Raw genomic sequence first — 15,902 nt, 5'->3', positions numbered from 1 at the left:
CCCACCTCCATGCACGCCGACAGGATCCAGGACCCGTCCCGCCCGACCACCCACCACGGCGCGGAAAGCGCACCCGCCTGGTCGCGCGAGGACTTCGAGGCCCGGCTGCGCGAGCGCGGCCGCAGCTACCACATCCACCATCCGTTCAACGTGATGCTCAACAGCGGGCGCGCTTCGCCCGAGCAGATCCGCGGCTGGGTGGCGAACCGCTTCTATTACCAGATCGCGATCCCGATCAAGGACGCCGCGGTGCTGTCGAACTGCCCCGACCAGGCGGTGCGGCGCGGCTGGGTGCAGCGCATCCTCGACCACGACGGCTTCGAGCTCGGCGGCATCCGCGATGAAGGCGGCATCGAGGCCTGGCTGCGCCTGGCCGAGGCCGTGGGCCTCTCGCGCGACGAGGTGCGCGACCTGCGGCATGTGGTGCCGGCGGTGCGCTTCGCGGTCGATGCGTATGTCAACTTCGCGCGCCGTGCGCCCTGGCAGGAGGCGGTGTGCTCCTCGCTGACCGAACTCTTCGCGCCCGAGATCCACAAGCAGCGCCTCGCGACCTGGCCCGAGCACTACGCGTGGATCGAACCCGAGGGGCTCGGCTACTTTCGCAACCGCGTGAGCCAGGCGCGCCGCGACGTGGAACAGGGCCTCGCGATCACGCTCGACCACTTCGACACGCGTGCGCTGCAGGAGCGCGCGCTCGAGGTGCTGCAGTTCAAGCTCGACATCCTCTGGGCCATGAACGACGCGATGGCGACGCGCTACGGGGTGGGTGCGCAATGAGCGCCGCGCCGGACATCAAGCAGCTCACGCTCGAGAGCCGGCCGCGCGTGGGTCCGGGCTTTCGCTTGCAATGGGAGCCGGCCCAGGACTGCCACGTGCTGCTCTATCCCGAGGGCATGGTCAAGCTCAATGGCAGCGCGGGCGAGATCATGAAGCGCTGCGACGGCGAGCGCAGCCTCGCGGCCATCGTGGCCGAGCTCGAAGGCGCCTTCGGCACCACCGGCCTCGAGCCGCAGGTGCGCGGATTCGTCGAGATGGCGGCGCAGCAGAACTGGCTGCGCTGGGATGCGTGCCGGGATACGTGCCGGGATACGCCATGACCGCGGGCGCAGGCACCTCGCAGCCGGCCCGGCCCGGCCCGCCGCTCTGGCTGCTGGCCGAGCTGACCTACCGCTGTCCGCTGCACTGCGTGTTCTGCTTCAATCCGGTCGACTTCGCCGCGCGCGCGGACGAACTGTCGACCGACGACTGGCTGCGCGTGCTGCGCCAGGGCCGCGAGCTCGGTGCGGTGCAGTGCGGCCTCTCGGGCGGCGAGCCGCTGCTGCGCGACGACCTGGAGCTCATCGTGGCCGAGGCGCACCGCCTGGGCTACTACACCAACCTGCTGACCTCGGGCGTGGGCCTGACGCCGCAGCGGGCCGCGGCGCTGAAGCAGGCGGGGCTCGACCATGTGCAGCTCTCGTTCCAGGATTCGACCCGCGAGATGAACGATTTCCTCTCGCACACCAAGACCTTCGAACTCAAGAACCGGGTCGCGAAGACCATCAAGGACCAGGGCTGGCCGATGGTGCTCAACGTGGTGATCCACCGCATGAACATCGACCACATCGACCGCATCATCGAGATGGCGCACGAGATGGGCGCCGAATACCTCGAGCTCGCCAACACGCAGTACTACTCGTGGGCTTTTCTCAACCGCGACCAGCTGCTGCCCACGCACGAACAGCTGCGCCATGCCGAGCAGGTGACCGACGCCTGGCGCGCACGGCTCGGCGAGCGCATGCGCATCTTCTTCGTCGCCCCCGACTACCACGAGGGCAAGCCCAAGAAATGCGTCAACGGCTGGGGCAGCATGTTCCTCACCGTGGCGCCCGACGGCACGGCGCTGCCGTGCCACACCGCGTCGATGCTGCCGGGCCTCGAGTTCCCGAACGTCAAGGCGCATGGCCTGCGCGAGATCTGGTTCGATTCGGAAGGCTTCAACCGCTACCGCGGCACCGGCTGGATGAAGGAGCCCTGCGCGAGCTGCGACCAGCGCGGGCAGGACCTTGGCGGCTGCCGCTGCCAGGCCTTCCTGCTGGCGCAGGACCCGGCGGCCGCCGACCCGGTGTGCGCCAAGAGTCCCGAGCACCACCGCGTGGCGGAGGCCGTGGAACGCGCGGCGGCGCGCGACCCGGCCGCGCCGGTCGAGCATCCGCTGGTGTTCCGCGACCCGACCAACTCGCGCCGACTGTCACGGCACGTGTGATCGGCGGTTCAGAGAGCGTGTGTGGCGAAGGCGCTCAGCGCGACGCGGCATGCCGCGCCTCGTCGTCCATGGGCTGGTAGCAAGTGTCATCAAATGGAACCTATCTCGCTACCGTCGCGACTTTGCGACAAAACATGGGTAAAGGTAACGAGGTGTATGGTTAAATTGCCCCCAACAATCGCGAAGAGGACGAGGGATTCCATGAAGCTGCTGTTGAGCATGGTGTGCGCCGTGGTCGCGTTGGCAGGGTGCGCCAGCGCGCCGCCGACGCCCACCGAACCCGGCACCGGGTCCGGCCTGTCGTATGTGCCCAAGGTGGCGATGGAAGGCGTCGACGGCGCCCGCTATGACAGCGACGTGGCCGACTGCCGCGGCGCCGCGACGCGGATCGCGGCACGCAGCGAATCGGGCGACGCCATGTGGCTCGCGCTGGGCCTGGGCCTGATCACGGTGCATGGCCAGGGCATCGTGGCCGCGGCCTCGTACACGGGCATCTCGGCCGCGGTGATCGACATGTCGTACCGCCCGAACGCTGCGGTGATCGCCGAGCACCAGCAGACGGCGATCGTGCACTGCATGGCCAAGCGCGGTTACCGCAACCTCGATCCGCACGTGCGCGACTCCTTCTACGGCCATGCCTTCACGCCTGAACTGGTGCTCGCCCCGCGCCGCACGGGCGTCGACACCTACAACGCTGAAGTGGTCGCGAAGGCCGGGCGCTGCAGCGTCCAGCCGCGCGCCGAGCTGACGGCCAAGGGCCCCGGCTACGAGGCCTACAGCGTGCCGTGCTCGAACGGCGCCACCTGGGCGGTGCGCTGCGAATTCGGCAACTGCCGCGTGCTCGGGCAGTCGCCGGTGCGGCGCTCCTGAGCCTGCGGCCCGGCATTCCGCTCACTGGATGACCAGGCCCTGCAGCGCGGGGTCGGCGGGCGGCGTTTCGAGCTTCATCTGCCGCAGTGTCTTCATCAGGAGCCGGGCGATCATCAGGTTGCGGTGCCGCTTGCTGTTGGCGGGCACCACGTACCAGGGCGCATGAGCCGTTGAAGTGGCGCGCAGTGCGCGTTCGTAGGCCTGCTGGTAGGCGTCCCACTTGGTGCGCACGTCGAGGTCGCCCATGCTGAACTTCCATTGCTTGCCGGGCGTGTCGATGCGCGCCTGCAGCCGCTCGCGCTGCTCGTCCTTGCCGATGTGCAGCATGCACTTGACGACCACGGTGCCGGTTTCGACGAGCAGGCGCTCGAAGTCGTTGATCTGGGCATAGCGCCGGCGGGCCTCGGCCTTGTCGATCCAGCCCTCGACCACGGGCACGAGCACGTCTTCGTAGTGGCTGCGGTTCCAGACCGCGATCTCGCCGTTGCGCGGCACCACCGCATGGCAGCGCCAAAGGTAGTCGCGTGCGCGCTCGTCCTCGCTGGGCGCCTTGAAGGCGCAGACGCGCACGCCGAGCGGCGAGGTGCGCGAGAACACCCAGCGCACGGTGCCGTCCTTGCCGCTGGTGTCCATGCCCTGCAGCACCAGCAGCAGCTTGCGGCGGCCTTCGGCATGCAGCAGGTTCTGCATCTCGTCGAGCTCGACGGCCAACGCGTCGATTTCCGCGCGCTGGGCCGCCTCGTCGCCTTCGAGGAACGGCGCGTCGCCGGGGTCTACGCTCGAAAGTCGGAAGTTGCCGTCGTCGACGCGGAATTTCTTCAGGCTGGGCATGGGGCCGGCTCCGTGTGGGAAAAGGAAAGGAGCGTAAGCGATCGGGTGGTCGGCCGGCCGCCGGCCGCGCGGGCACCCGTTCAGCGCCCGCCGTCGTCCGGGTCGATCGAGGCGCTCCAGCGGCTGTCCCACTCGGCATGCCGAGCGGCGCCGTCGAGATCGCGCCGGTCGCGCTTGGTCGGCCGGCCCTGCGCAATGGCCAGCGCCGGTTCGCTGCCCATGCGGCGCTGCTCGCGCATCTGCGCCAGGGCGGCGATGCTTTCCGGGGTTTCTTCGTACAACTGCTGAGCGACCGGGGCCGGCCCGCGCTGGCCGCTCAGCCCGCGCACCACCACGCTGCGCGTGAGCGGCCCCATGCGCAGGGCCACGGTGTCGCCCACCTTGACCTCGCGCGAGGCCTTGGCGACGTCGCCGTTCACCTGCACCCGGTTCTTGCCGATTTCGTCCGCGGCCAGCGAGCGCGTCTTGAAGAAGCGGGCGGCCCAGAGCCATTTGTCGATGCGCAGGCGATCCATAGCGTCAGGAATTGTGGGGGTGCAAAGGCAGGCGCACGACAGCGTCCAGCCCGACCCCTTGTGCGGCATTGTCCTGCGGGCGGCGGTTGTCCAGGTCGATGCGCCCGCCGAGCGCCAGCACGATCTCGCGGCAGATCGCGAGGCCGAGGCCCGAGCCGGTGGCGCTGTCGCCGGTGGAGAAGGGCGCGAACAGCCGCTGGCGCAGTTCGGGTGAAATGCCCGGTCCTTCGTCGCGCACGGCCAGCACCGCCTCGGCGCCCTCCGCACGCACGCTGACCGACAGCGCACCGCCGGGCGGGCTCTGCTTGATGGCGTTGTGCAGCAGGTTGCGCGTGAGCTCCTGCAGCATCCAGCGGTGCGCGCGCACCACGACCGGCCGCGCATCGATCGCCAGCTCGAAGTCGAGCGTCTTGTCCGCGATCAGCGGCGAGAGGTCGAGCGCGATCTGCCGCGCCACCTCGCCGAGCTCGAGCGGCACCGATTCGGGCTGCTGGCGCAACTGCTCGACCTTGGCGAGCGACAGCATCTGGTTGGCGAGCGTGGTGGCGCGCTCGACGGTCTGGCTGATCTCGCCGAGAGCCTGCTCGGGCGGCACGTCGCCGCGGCGCGCGGACTGCACCTGGGCCTTGAGCACCGCGAGCGGCGTGCGAAGCTGGTGGGCGCTGTCGCGCACGAAGCGCTTCTGGTGATCGAGCAGGCGCTGCAGCCGTCCCATCACCTCGGTGGTGGCGTCGATGAGCGGGCGCAGCTCGCGTGGCGCATCGGGCGCGTCGATCGGTGAGAGGTCGTCGGCGGCGCGCTTCTCGATGGCCTCGCCGAGCTGCCGCACGGGCCGCGTGGCGCGCTGCACCACGAGCACCGTCACGAAGGCGATCACGCCCAGCAGCAGCAACTGGCGCCAGAGCATGTCGACGAGCAGCTTGCGCACCAGTGTCTCGCGCAGCTCCAGGGTCTCGGCCACCTGCACCACGGCCATGCCGCGTCCGCGTGCGCTCGCCACGGGCTGCAGCAGCACTGCCACGCGCACCGGCTGGTCGCGAAAGCGCGCGTCGTAGAAGTCGACCAGCGCCGCATAGGCGCCGCGGTCGGGAATGCGGCCGCGCCAGAACGGCAGCTCGGCGAAGCCGGAGACCATCTCTCCGTCGAGCGCCGAGACGCGGTAGAAGAGCCGGCTCTGGTTGTCGGCCTCGAAGGCCTCGAGCGCCGAGTAGGGCACGATCGCGCGCAACCGCGCGCCCTCGTCGTAGCCCTCGACGTCGAGCTGCTCGCCGATGGTCTTGGCCGATGCGAGCAGCGTGCGGTCGTAGGCCGTGGTGGCCGCCGCCAGGCTCTGGCGATACAGGCTCACGCTGTTGATCACGATGAACAGCGCCACCGGCGCGAGGATGCCGAAGAGCAGCCGCGCGCGCAGCGACAGCGCCTTCTTCATGCCGTGGTTTCCGCCCGCAGCAGGTAGCCGAGCCCGCGCAACGTCATCAGCGCGGTGCCGGTGCCCGCGAGCTTCTTGCGCAGCCGATACACCACCACTTCGATCGCCTCGTAGTGCACGTCGGCCTCGCCGGGGAACACGAGTTCGAAGAGCCGCTCCTTGGTGACGGCATGGCCGGGTTTCATCATCAGCGCCTTGAGCAGCGACAGCTCGCGCGGCGTGAGCTCGAGCACGTCGCCGCGGTGGTAGATGGCGCCGCTATCGGGCTCGTAGCGCAGGCCGCCGACCTCCTGCGGATTCAGGGCCGGGTCGGGGTCGGCGTTCTGATGGCGCCGGCGCAGCGCACGGATGCGCGCCTCCAACTCGTCGAGGTCGAAGGGCTTGGGCAGGTAGTCGTCGGCGCCTGCATTCAGGCCGAGGATGCGATCGCCGACGGTGCCGCGCGCGGTGAGCAGCAGCACGGGTGTGCGCAGCCCGCTTGCGCGCGCCTGGGCCAGCACCTGGAGGCCGTCGAGGTTGGGCAGGCTCAGGTCGAGCGCCACCACGTCGGGCTCGAGCGCGCGCCACTGTTCGAGCGCCAGCGCGCCGTCGCCGCAGATGCGCACGTCGATCCGGCTGCGCGCAAGGGCACGTTGCAGCGTGACCTGCATCGAGGGATCGTCTTCGATCAGCAACAGCTTCATGGGGGAGCGGGGCGCGCAGGCGGTTCGGTGTTTTCCCCAGTTTGTTGGACAGCCAACTGACAGCGGGGCGGCGCATGATAGCGGCTCGGACCCGAGCCAGGGTTTCTTTCGTTCCCAGGAGACAACAACGATGCGTCGCGATACCTTTCTGAAGTCATTGGCCGCGCTGGCCGCCGTCGGTGCACTGCCGCTGTCGGCACGCGCCGCCGCCAACGTCAAGATGATGATTCCGGCCAACCCGGGCGGTGGCTGGGACACCACCGGCCGCGCGCTGGGCAAGGCCCTGACCGACGCCAAGCTGGCCGACACCGTCACCTACGACAACAAGGGCGGCGCCGCGGGCGCGCTGGGCCTGGCCCAGTTCGTGAACGGCTCCAAGGGCGATCCGAACGCGCTCATGGTCATGGGCTCGGTGATGCTCGGCGGCATCATCACCGGCAAGCCGCCGGTGAACCTTTCGCAGGCCACGCCCATCGCCCGCATGACCACCGAATACAACGTGTTCGTGCTGCCCGCCAACTCGCCCTTCAAGACCATGAAGGACGTGGTCGACCAGCTCAAGAAGGACCCCGGCAGCGTCAAGTGGGGCGGCGGTTCGCGCGGCTCTACCGAGCACATCGCCGCAGCCATGATCGCGCAGAAGGTCGGCGCCGATCCCTCCAAGATCAACTACGTGGCCTTCCGCGGCGGCGGCGAGGCCACCGCGGCCATCCTGGGCGGCAACGTCACGATCGGCGGCAGCGGCTACAGCGAATTTGCCGAGTACATCGCCGCGGGCAAGATGAAGGCGATCGCCGTCACCTCCGCCGAGCGCCTGCCGGGCATCAACGTGCCCACGCTCAAGGAGCAGGGCATCGACGTGGAAATCGGCAACTGGCGCGGCGTGTACGGCGCGCCCGGCATCAGCGCCGAGCAGCGCAAGGCACTGACCGACATGGTGCTGGCCGTGCTCAAGAGCCCGTCGTGGAACGAGGCACTCAAGAAGAACGACTGGACCCCGGCCGTGATCTCGGGCGAGGCTTTCGCCAAGTTCGTCGACGACGACTTCGCGAGCCTGCGCGCGATCATGACCAAGTCGGGAATGATCTAGCCTCGGCTCGCCCCCCGGCTACGCGCACTTCGTGTCGCTTCTCCCTCCCCCTACCGGGGGCAACACCAGCGGCCCGGCAAAGCCGGTTCCGCGGTGTTTCTGGAAGGGGGCAGGAGGCGACCTGCCCTTTCCTGACTGCGGGAGCAAGAAAAAATGACAACTCGGGATTCCTCGCCGCAGCCCGCGGCCCCCTGGCCGCAAACTGTGGTCGGTATCGGCGTGCTGCTGACCGGCCTGGCGCTGGGTTTCGGCGCCATCGGCATTTCTTCCGAAGCCGGATACGGCGGCGTCGGCCCCAACTTCCTGCCCTGGCTGGTGTCGGTCGCGCTCACGCTCTGCGGTGCGTGGATCCTCTGGGAAGCGCGCACCGGCGGCTTCCGCGAACTCGATGCGCCCTCGGGCGCCGAACATGCCTACTGGCCCGGCTTCGTGTGGGTGTCGGCAGGGCTGCTGCTGAATGCGGCGCTGATCACCACGCTCGGCTTCATCGTGAGCTGCACCTTGTGCTACCTGCTGGCCGTGCAGGGCCTGCGCCGTGCGGGCGGCCAGCCGGCGGCGAACCGGCCGCGCACCTGGGCGGTCGACGTCCTGACCGGCCTTCTGATCTCGGCGCCGGTGTTCTGGACGTTCACCAAGTTCCTGGCGATCAACCTGCCGGGCCTGACGGCCACCGGGTGGCTCTGACATGGAAATCTTCGACGCACTCATGGCGGGCTTCGGCGCCGCAATCACCCCCGCCAACCTCCTCTGGTGCCTCGTGGGCTGCGCCCTGGGCACCGCCGTGGGCGTGCTGCCGGGCATCGGCCCCGCGGTGGCCGTGGCGATGCTGCTGCCGATCACCGGCAAGGTCGACATCACGGCCTCGATGATCTTCTTCTCGGGCATCTACTACGGCGCGATGTACGGCGGCTCGACCACGTCGATCCTGCTCAACACGCCCGGCGAGACCGCGAGCATGGTCACCGCGATGGAAGGCAACAAGATGGCCAAGAGCGGGCGCGCGGGCGCCGCGCTCGCCACCGCCGCCATCGGTTCGTTCGTGGCGGGCACCATCGCCACCGTGCTCGTCACGCTGTTCGCGCCCTTCGTGGCCGAGTTCGCGGTCAAGCTGGGTCCGCCCGAGTACTTCCTGCTGATGATGCTGGCCTTCACCACCGTGAGCGCGGTGCTCGGCAAGAGCACGCTGCGCGGCATGACGGCGCTGTTCGTCGGCTTGGCGGCCGGCTGCATCGGGCTCGACCAGATCTCGGGCCAGGGCCGCTATATCGGCGGCATTCCCGAACTGCTCGACGGCATCGAGATCGTGCTGGTGGCGGTCGGCCTGTTCGCTGTGGCCGAGGTGCTGTACGCGGTGCTTTATGAAGGCCGCGTGGTCGAAGGCCAGAACAAGCTCAGCCGCGTGCACATGACCGCGCGCGACTGGAAGCGCTCGATCCCCGCATGGCTGCGCGGCACGGCCATCGGTGCGCCTTTCGGCTGCATCCCGGCCGGGGGCACCGAGATTCCGACCTTCCTGAGCTACGCCACGGAAAAGAAGCTCGCAAAGGACGCGGAGGCCAAGGCCGAGTTCGGCACCAAGGGCGCGATCGAAGGCGTGGCCGGCCCCGAAGCCGCGAACAACGCCACCGTGACGGCTGCGCTGATCCCGCTGCTCACGCTCGGCATTCCCACGTCGAACACCACCGCCATTTTGCTCGGCGCGTTCCAGAACTACGGCATCCAGCCCGGCCCGCAGCTGTTCACCACCTCGGCCGCGCTGGTGTGGGCGCTGATCGCCTCGCTCTACATCGGCAACGTGATGCTGCTGGTGCTGAACCTGCCGATGGTCGGGCTCTGGGTGAAGCTGCTCAAGATCCCGAAGCCGCAGCTCTATGCGGGCATCCTGATCTTCGCCACGGTCGGCGCCTACGGCATGCGCCAGAGCGCGTTCGACCTGTTCCTGCTGTACGGCATCGGCCTGCTGGGCGTGGTGATGCGGCGTTTCGACTTTCCGACCGCGCCGGTCGTGGTGGGCATGATCCTCGGGCCGCTCGCCGAGGCGCAGATGCGCAATGCGCTGTCGATCGGGGAGGGGAGCGCTGCGGTGTTCCTCCAGCGGCCGATGTCCATCGCGCTGGTGGTCATCATCGTGGCGGTGCTGGTGTTGCCGCGGGTGGCCAAGCGGATGAGTGATCGGAAGAAGCTCGCGCTTGGTTGATTTTTTTGGGGTTGTTTACTTTTCGGGGCCGGGTCTCGCCCCGGCGGGCGACCCACTTTCTTTTGCTTCGCCAAAAGAAAGTAAGCAAAGAAAAGGCGACCCTGCTGTCTGTGTCCCTCCGCTTCGCTACGGGCAACCTGCGGTGCTCGGCTGCGGCGGGGGTCCGCAGAACTCGCTTCGCTCAAACAGCTGCGGCCCTGATCCCGCCTCCGCCTGCGCTCCTCGGCACAGCCAGAAGGGGGTGGGAGCCCCGCGGGCCATCGCTTCGCTCGGCTGTATTGCTCCCTCTCCCTCCGGGAGAGGGCGGGGGTGAGGGCTGCGGCGGTGGATATGGCGCGCTTCTCCCAAGGCCGTCGGCCCTCACCCTGACCCTCTCCCGGAGGGAGAGGGAAAAAGAGGGCCGAGCGCAGCGATGGCCTGCATGGTTCCCAAATCCCCTCTGGCTGCGCCGAGGAGCGGAGTGTTTCGCGGATCAGGGCTCGCAGCTGTTTGAGCGAAGCGAGTTCTGCGAGACCCCGCGAAACGCGAGCACCGCAGGTTGCCCCGTAGCGCAGCGAAGGGGTCGCAGACAGTAGCTCGCCCGCCGGGGCGAGACCCGGCCTCCGCCCTTGAAAAGAAGCCAGAGCTCAGCGCAGCATCGACGACATCGCCGAACAGCAGTTCAGCATCCGCACCGCCGCTTCGACCGAGGCTGCCGTGAAGCGCAGCGTCACCCCGTCAAGGCGCTCGAACGCCGGCCACTGGCAGAACAGATCCGCAAGCGCCGGCGACTGGGCCCGCAGCGTGACGACCTGCGGACCCGCGAACACCAGCGGCCGCACCGCTTCGCGCGAAGCCGCTTCGAGCGCCTGCTTCACCCCCGCGCGGATCGCGAGCCGCGCGCGCTCGGGCGAGAGCGACACGCCGCTGGTGTTGCCCGTCGCCTTCTTGGTCTCGACGAACACCGCCTGCGGGAACAGCGTGCGGTTCTCGTCGATGAACACGTCGTCGCCGCTCGCCATCACCACCGGCACGCCGTATTCGCCGGCCAGCGCGCCATAGAGCCCGGCCTCGCCGAGTTCCTGCTCGCCGAGCGACACGCTGGCGAAGGCGAAGCTGTTGATCGTGTGCGCGAGGATGCCGCGCCCCTGCGCCCGCGAGTGATAGCCCACCATGCAGAGCGCGTCCACGCCGCCGTGCTCCACGCCCGCCACCATGCTCAGGTAGCGCGGCTTGCCCTGCACCACCTGGGCGCGGGCGTCGAGCAAGTCGGGCGGCATGTTGCGGAAGCCGCCGTGCGAATCGTTCACCAGCACCTCGGTCGCGCCCGCATCGAAGGCGCCGGAGATGGCGGCGTTGGCCTCCTGCGCCATCAGCAGGCGTGCGCGCTCGAACTCGGGGTTGCCCGGCCGAACCTGCTCCGGGTGGTAGACGCCGGCGACGCCTTCGATGTCGGTGGAGATCAGGACTTTCATGTCAATCGACCTATCTATTTGAAAGAAGGGCGGCGGCGGGCAGCAGGTCGGCCAGCGCATCGCGGCGGTGGCCGTCGCGGCCGGTCACGGCGGTGGCGCGCCACAGCGCATGCACGATCGCCTGCTCGGTGCTGTCGGCCGCGGCCTGGAACAGTGGATCGAGGCATGCGTCGTGCAGCATCGCCACGGCCGGCATCGGACGGTCGGGCTGGCCTGGCACGGTGTAGGCGGTGGAAAACGCCAGCACGATGTCGCCGCTGCCATGGCCGAAGACCGAGCCGGTGCGTGCGAGGCCCGCGCCCGCGCGCAGCGCGAGGCGGCGCAGCTGGCGCGCGTCGAGCGGCGCATCGGTGGCGATGACGATGATGATCGAGCCCTTCTCGGGCTCGTCGGAAGGCGATGCCGCCGCATCGCGTGCGGCCTGCAGCGCGGCGAGCCGGTCGCCCACCGCCTGGCCCGCAAGCAGAAGTTGCGGCTGGCGGCCGTAGTTCGCAAGCACCAGCGTGCCCACCGTGTGGGAAGAAACACCATCCTGCGCGGGCACGCAGCGCGAGGCACTGCCGATGCCGCCCTTGAGCCCGAAGCTCGACATGCCGCGCCCCGCGCCCACCGAGCCCTGTTCAAAGTCGGCAGTGGCGCCTTGCAGCGCCTGCAGGTAGTCGGCCTCGGTCACGGCCATGCGCTGCACGTCGTTGAGGAAACCGTCGTTGCATTCGAACACCAGCGGATTCACCGTCGGCAGCGCGCGGCCGGTCTCGGGGTTGTTCGCGATGCAGTGGCGGATCTGCGCGGTGGCGACGGTGCCGACCGAAAAAGTGTTGGTCAGCGCGATCGGTGTCTCGAGCAGGCCGAGCTCCTCGACCTGCACCAGGCCGACGCTCTTGCCGAAGCCGTTGAGCACCACGGCCGCGGCCGGTACCTTGTCGCGGAACGGATCGCCCGCGTGCGGCCGGATGACCGTCACGCCGGTCTGCACCGGGCCGTCGTCCAGCGTGCGGTGGCCGACCGTGACGCCCGGCACGTCGCTGATCGCGTCGCGCGGGCCGGCTGGCAAGCGGCCGATGAAGGGCAGGGCGCCTGGTGTTGTGTTCGAAGCCATCCCGGTGGTGGTTACTGGCGGTCGATTTTCGGGTCGAGCGCGTCGCGCAGCGCATCGCCCAGCAGGTTGAACGCCAGCACCGTGAAGAAGATCGCCAGGCTCGGGAAGAGCGCCACGTGGGGCGAGGTGACCATGTCGGCGCGCGCCTCGTTGAGCATCGCGCCCCATTCGGGCGTGGGCGGCTGCGCGCCCATGCCGAGGAACGACAGGCTCGCGGCCGTGATGATCGAGGTGCCCACGCGCATCGAGAAATACACCACGATCGACGAGATCGTGCCCGGCAGGATGTGCCGCACGATGATGGTCCAGTCGGACGCGCCGATGCTGCGCTCGGCCTCGATGTAGGTCTGCTGCTTGAGCACCAGCGTGTTGCCGCGCACCAGCCGCGCGAACGCCGGCACGCTGAACACCGACACGGCCACCACCACGTTGGTCATGCTGCTGCCGAGGATCGCGACCACGCCGAGCGCGAGCAGGATGCCCGGAAACGCGAACAGCACGTCGGAGATGCGCATCACGATGCGGTCCCACCAGCCTTCGTAGTAGCCCGCAAGCAGGCCGAAGGCGGTGCCGATGAACCCGCCGACCAGCACCGACAGGAAGCCCGCCATCAGCGAGATGCGCGTGCCCGCGAGGATGCGGCTGAAGATGTCGCGCCCGAGCGGGTCGACGCCGAACCAGTGCGCGGCCGAGGGGCCGGTGTTCAGCATGTCGTAGTCGAAGAAATTCTCGGCGTCGTAGGGCGAGATCCACGGCGCGAACACCGCGACGAGCACCAGCAGCAGCACGAAGGCCGCTGCCACCAGGCCGACCGGCTGGTTCTTGAAGCGCCGCCAGCATTCGCCCCAGGGCGTGCGGACCTTGCCCGCGGCCTGGAGGGGCGCCACGGGTTCGGTGGCGGGGACGATGGTTTCGGCAGGAGCGCCGGTCGCTTGCGTCATGGCTCGGGGCTCACTTGTAGCGGATGGTCGGGTTGATGAAGCCGTACAGCACATCGACCACGAGGTTGATCAGGATGAATTCGAGCGAGAACAGCAACACCAGCGTCTGGATGACGGGATAGTCGCGCATCTGCACCGCGTCGACCAGCAGGCGGCCGAGGCCGGGCCAGTTGAACACCGCCTCGACGAGGATCGAGCCGCCCAGCAGAAAGCCGAACTGCAGGCCCATCATCGTCACGACCGGGATCAGCGCATTGCGCAGGCAGTGCTTGATGATGACCGTGCGCTCGCGCACGCCCTTGGCGCGCGCCGTGCGCACGAAGTCTTCCTGGATGACCTCGACGAACGATGCGCGCGTGAAGCGTGCCATCACCGCGGCCACCGCGGCGCCGAGCGTGATCGAGGGCAGGATGTAGTGCTGCCAAGTGCTGGCGCCCACCGTGGGCAGCCAGCCGAGCTGGACCGAGAAGATCTGCATCAGCAGCATGCCGAGTGCAAATGCAGGAAAGGAGATGCCCGACACCGCCAGCGTCATGCCGAGGCGGTCGGGCCATTGGTTGCGGAACACCGCAGAGACGATGCCGATGCCCATGCCGAAGATCACCGCCCACACCATGCTGGTGATCGTGAGCATCACCGTCGGGAAGAAGCGCTCGGCGATCTCGGTGGACACCGGCCGCCGCGTGCGGATCGAGGTGCCGAAGTCGCCCTGCAACATCTGGGTGAAGAAGCTCGCGAACTGCTGCGGCAATGGCTTGTCGAGCCCGAGCTCGGCGCGGACCATGGCCACCGTCTGGTCGTCGGCGTCCTGTCCGGCGGCGAGACGCGCCGGGTCGCCGGGCAGCATGTGCACGAACAGGAACACCAGCACCGCCACGATGAGCAGTGTGGGGATCAGGCCCAGCAGTCGTTTGAGAAAGTAGTTCAGCATGGCATACAGGCAAAGAGCCCCTTGCGGGGGAGGCGGCTACACGAGTTGAGCCGCCTCGGGGATGATCAACGGACTTCGATGGCGTCGATGTTGATGTTGCCGTCAGGCATCACATGCACGCCCGAGAGGCGCTTGGCATGCGCCGACAGGTTCTGCTCGGTGACCAGCGGCACGCGCGGCAGGTCCTTGCGGATCTGTTCCTGCGCTGTCTTGTAGAGCGCGGCCTTCTCGGCGTCGTCCACCGTCACCAGCGCCTTGGCGATGGCGTTGTCGACCACCTCGTTCTTGTAGAACGACATGTTGTTGAGCTTCGGGGCCCAGGCTTCCGAGGCGAACAGCGGACGCAGCGCCCAGTCGGCTTCGCCGGTCGACGACGACCAGCCCGTGTAGTACATGCGGACCTTGGCCGTCTTGGGATCAGGCCACGAGTCGACCATTTCCGCGCGCTGGCCCACTTCGAGGGCCTGCACCTGCAGCTTGATGCCGATCTGCGCGAGTTGCTGCTGCACGAACTGGATCGTCTTCTGGCTCGTCGTGTTGTTGTAGGCGCTCCACAGCACCGACTCGAAGCCGTTCGGGTAGCCGGCTTCCTTCATCAGTTCCTTGGCCTTCTTCAGGTCGTAGGGAATCGGGTCCATCTTCACGGCGTACTTCACGCCTTGCGGCACCACGCCCTGCGCCGGGAAGGCATAGCCGCCGAACGCGACCTTGGCCAGTGCTTCCTTGTTGATCGCGTAGCCGATGGCTTCGCGCACCTTCGGGTTGTCATACGGCTTGTGCTGCATGTTGAAGGCCAGGAAGCGCACGATGATCGACGGCGTCGCCACCACTTCGAGCTTGTCGCTCTTCTTCAGCAGCTCGGCCTGCTCGTAGGGAATGGGAAAGGCGAAGTCGGCTTCGCCGGTCTGCAGCATGGCAGCGCGCGTGTTGTTCTCGAGCACCGGCTTCCACTGCACCGTGTCGACCTTCGGGTAGCCCTTCTTCCAGTAGCCATCGAACTTCTTGGCCTTGACCGCGTCGGTCTGCTTCCACTCGACGAACTCGAACGGGCCGGTGCCCACGGGGTGGAAGGCGATGTCCTTGTTGCCCCACTTCTTGAGCGCGGTGGGCGAGATCATCGCGGCCGATGCGTGAGCCAGCGAGTTGATGAAGGGGCCGAAGGGCTCCTTCAGCGTGATGCGCACCGTGGTCGGGTTGACCGCCTCGACCTTGCCCACGCGGTTGAACTGGTTGTAGCGCAGCAGCTTGTTGTCCTGGTTCAGCACGCGGTCTAGCGTGAACTTCACGGCTTCGGCGTTGAAGTCGGTGCCGTCGTGGAACTTGACGCCCGAGCGCAGCTTGATCGTGTAGACCAGGCCGTCCTTCGACACCTCGTAGCCCTCGGCGAGCACGTTCTGCACCTTCAGGTCCTTGTCGAACTGGAACAGGCCTTCGTAGAAGGTCTTGGTCACCGCGGTGGTGATGGTGGTGTTGGTGTTGTAGGGGTCGAGCGTTTCCGGCTGGTAGCCGATCGACAGCACCACGTCTTTCGCGGCCAGTGCGGAGCCCGAGGCGGCCAGCGCGGCCAGGCCCAGCAGTGCGGAAGCCCATCGCAGGGAGGAGGAAGATTGCGTCATG

General features: G+C 68.2%; 16 protein-coding genes. 7 read left to right on the top strand and 9 right to left on the bottom strand.

What is annotated here, in order from left to right; translation table 11 throughout:
- Positions 1–9: 9 nt before the first annotated feature.
- From pqqC to AC3A6G_RS24965, 4 genes are all read left to right on the top strand, one after another.
- Positions 10–777: a pyrroloquinoline-quinone synthase PqqC gene (pqqC, locus tag AC3A6G_RS24980; RefSeq protein WP_487863178.1), complete on the top strand. Its 768-nt coding sequence runs from the start codon at positions 10–12 to the stop codon at positions 775–777.
- Entirely contained in the window at positions 774–1,097 is a 324-nt protein-coding gene (gene pqqD, locus AC3A6G_RS24975; protein WP_487863179.1) for a pyrroloquinoline quinone biosynthesis peptide chaperone PqqD, read from the top strand. The genes pqqC and pqqD overlap by 4 nt, the downstream gene beginning before the upstream one ends.
- On the top strand, positions 1,094–2,245 hold the full coding sequence (pqqE, locus tag AC3A6G_RS24970) for a pyrroloquinoline quinone biosynthesis protein PqqE (RefSeq protein ID WP_487863180.1): 1,152 nt from the start codon (positions 1,094–1,096) through the stop codon (positions 2,243–2,245). The genes pqqD and pqqE overlap by 4 nt, the downstream gene beginning before the upstream one ends.
- Before the next feature lie 201 nt (positions 2,246–2,446).
- Complete coding sequence (locus tag AC3A6G_RS24965) at positions 2,447–3,115, top strand: hypothetical protein (protein ID WP_487863181.1); 669 nt, start codon at positions 2,447–2,449, stop codon at positions 3,113–3,115.
- Between the two features lie 21 nt (positions 3,116–3,136).
- Here AC3A6G_RS24965 and AC3A6G_RS24960 read toward each other — a convergent pair whose 3' ends face one another.
- From AC3A6G_RS24960 to AC3A6G_RS24945, 4 genes are all read right to left on the bottom strand, one after another.
- The gene (locus AC3A6G_RS24960) at positions 3,137–3,946 is read right to left on the bottom strand and encodes a PPK2 family polyphosphate kinase (protein ID WP_487863182.1); all 810 of its coding nucleotides are present in this window, start codon (positions 3,944–3,946) and stop codon (positions 3,137–3,139) included.
- Positions 3,947–4,026: 80 nt separating this feature from the next.
- On the bottom strand, positions 4,027–4,461 hold the full coding sequence (locus AC3A6G_RS24955; protein ID WP_487863183.1) for an RNA-binding S4 domain-containing protein: 435 nt from the start codon (positions 4,459–4,461) through the stop codon (positions 4,027–4,029).
- Positions 4,462–4,465: 4 nt separating this feature from the next.
- On the bottom strand, positions 4,466–5,890 hold the full coding sequence (locus AC3A6G_RS24950; protein WP_487863184.1) for a sensor histidine kinase: 1,425 nt from the start codon (positions 5,888–5,890) through the stop codon (positions 4,466–4,468).
- A complete protein-coding gene (locus AC3A6G_RS24945) occupies positions 5,887–6,573 on the bottom strand; it encodes a response regulator (protein WP_487863185.1) in 687 nt (228 codons plus the stop codon). The genes AC3A6G_RS24950 and AC3A6G_RS24945 overlap by 4 nt, the downstream gene beginning before the upstream one ends.
- 130 nt (positions 6,574–6,703) lie before the next feature.
- On the opposite strand from AC3A6G_RS24945, the gene AC3A6G_RS24940 reads away from it, so the two are divergent.
- From AC3A6G_RS24940 to AC3A6G_RS24930, 3 genes are all read left to right on the top strand, one after another.
- Positions 6,704–7,663: a Bug family tripartite tricarboxylate transporter substrate binding protein gene (locus tag AC3A6G_RS24940; RefSeq protein ID WP_487863186.1), complete on the top strand. Its 960-nt coding sequence runs from the start codon at positions 6,704–6,706 to the stop codon at positions 7,661–7,663.
- Positions 7,664–7,816: 153 nt separating this feature from the next.
- A complete protein-coding gene (locus tag AC3A6G_RS24935; RefSeq protein ID WP_487863187.1) occupies positions 7,817–8,347 on the top strand; it encodes a tripartite tricarboxylate transporter TctB family protein in 531 nt (176 codons plus the stop codon).
- Between the two features lies 1 nt (position 8,348).
- Entirely contained in the window at positions 8,349–9,860 is a 1,512-nt protein-coding gene (locus tag AC3A6G_RS24930; protein ID WP_487863188.1) for a tripartite tricarboxylate transporter permease, read from the top strand.
- A 626-nt stretch (positions 9,861–10,486) separates the two neighbouring features.
- On the opposite strand, the gene AC3A6G_RS24925 is transcribed toward AC3A6G_RS24930, so the two are convergent.
- The 5 genes from AC3A6G_RS24925 to gsiB all read right to left on the bottom strand — a co-directional run bounded on the left by AC3A6G_RS24925 (position 10,487) and on the right by gsiB (position 15,901).
- A complete protein-coding gene (locus tag AC3A6G_RS24925; protein ID WP_487862556.1) occupies positions 10,487–11,314 on the bottom strand; it encodes a M55 family metallopeptidase in 828 nt (275 codons plus the stop codon).
- A gap of 10 nt (positions 11,315–11,324) precedes the next feature.
- On the bottom strand, positions 11,325–12,413 hold the full coding sequence (locus tag AC3A6G_RS24920; RefSeq protein ID WP_487862557.1) for a DmpA family aminopeptidase: 1,089 nt from the start codon (positions 12,411–12,413) through the stop codon (positions 11,325–11,327).
- Positions 12,414–12,424: 11 nt separating this feature from the next.
- Positions 12,425–13,354, bottom strand: a complete 930-nt coding sequence (gene gsiD, locus AC3A6G_RS24915) for a glutathione ABC transporter permease GsiD (RefSeq protein ID WP_487862558.1) — start codon at positions 13,352–13,354, stop codon at positions 12,425–12,427.
- A 10-nt stretch (positions 13,355–13,364) separates the two neighbouring features.
- Positions 13,365–14,285 (bottom strand): glutathione ABC transporter permease GsiC, encoded by a 921-nt coding sequence (gene gsiC / locus AC3A6G_RS24910; protein ID WP_487862559.1) that lies wholly within the window; start codon positions 14,283–14,285, stop codon positions 13,365–13,367.
- Between the two features lie 65 nt (positions 14,286–14,350).
- The gene (gene gsiB / locus AC3A6G_RS24905; protein WP_487862560.1) at positions 14,351–15,901 is read right to left on the bottom strand and encodes a glutathione ABC transporter substrate-binding protein GsiB; all 1,551 of its coding nucleotides are present in this window, start codon (positions 15,899–15,901) and stop codon (positions 14,351–14,353) included.
- Between the last annotated feature and the right edge of the window lies 1 nt (position 15,902).

This window comes from Variovorax sp. Soil_C_26 (assembly GCF_057657075.1).
The sequence above is the reverse complement of the archived record's forward strand: the minus strand, read 5'-3'. Positions and strand labels throughout refer to the sequence as shown.

What these genes read in the sequence shown, in the direction of transcription:
- pqqC (WP_487863178.1), top strand. Translation starts at nt 10, where the DNA reads ATGCACGCCGACAGGATCCAGGACCCGTCCCGCCCGACCACCCACCAC.
- pqqD (WP_487863179.1), top strand. Translation starts at nt 774, where the DNA reads ATGAGCGCCGCGCCGGACATCAAGCAGCTCACGCTCGAGAGCCGGCCG.
- pqqE (WP_487863180.1), top strand. Translation starts at nt 1,094, where the DNA reads ATGACCGCGGGCGCAGGCACCTCGCAGCCGGCCCGGCCCGGCCCGCCG.
- AC3A6G_RS24965 (WP_487863181.1), top strand. Translation starts at nt 2,447, where the DNA reads ATGAAGCTGCTGTTGAGCATGGTGTGCGCCGTGGTCGCGTTGGCAGGG.
- AC3A6G_RS24960 (WP_487863182.1), bottom strand. Translation starts at nt 3,946, where the DNA reads ATGCCCAGCCTGAAGAAATTCCGCGTCGACGACGGCAACTTCCGACTT.
- AC3A6G_RS24955 (WP_487863183.1), bottom strand. Translation starts at nt 4,461, where the DNA reads ATGGATCGCCTGCGCATCGACAAATGGCTCTGGGCCGCCCGCTTCTTC.
- AC3A6G_RS24950 (WP_487863184.1), bottom strand. Translation starts at nt 5,890, where the DNA reads ATGAAGAAGGCGCTGTCGCTGCGCGCGCGGCTGCTCTTCGGCATCCTC.
- AC3A6G_RS24945 (WP_487863185.1), bottom strand. Translation starts at nt 6,573, where the DNA reads ATGAAGCTGTTGCTGATCGAAGACGATCCCTCGATGCAGGTCACGCTG.
- AC3A6G_RS24940 (WP_487863186.1), top strand. Translation starts at nt 6,704, where the DNA reads ATGCGTCGCGATACCTTTCTGAAGTCATTGGCCGCGCTGGCCGCCGTC.
- AC3A6G_RS24935 (WP_487863187.1), top strand. Translation starts at nt 7,817, where the DNA reads ATGACAACTCGGGATTCCTCGCCGCAGCCCGCGGCCCCCTGGCCGCAA.
- AC3A6G_RS24930 (WP_487863188.1), top strand. Translation starts at nt 8,349, where the DNA reads ATGGAAATCTTCGACGCACTCATGGCGGGCTTCGGCGCCGCAATCACC.
- AC3A6G_RS24925 (WP_487862556.1), bottom strand. Translation starts at nt 11,314, where the DNA reads ATGAAAGTCCTGATCTCCACCGACATCGAAGGCGTCGCCGGCGTCTAC.
- AC3A6G_RS24920 (WP_487862557.1), bottom strand. Translation starts at nt 12,413, where the DNA reads ATGGCTTCGAACACAACACCAGGCGCCCTGCCCTTCATCGGCCGCTTG.
- gsiD (WP_487862558.1), bottom strand. Translation starts at nt 13,354, where the DNA reads ATGACGCAAGCGACCGGCGCTCCTGCCGAAACCATCGTCCCCGCCACC.
- gsiC (WP_487862559.1), bottom strand. Translation starts at nt 14,285, where the DNA reads ATGCTGAACTACTTTCTCAAACGACTGCTGGGCCTGATCCCCACACTG.
- gsiB (WP_487862560.1), bottom strand. Translation starts at nt 15,901, where the DNA reads ATGACGCAATCTTCCTCCTCCCTGCGATGGGCTTCCGCACTGCTGGGC.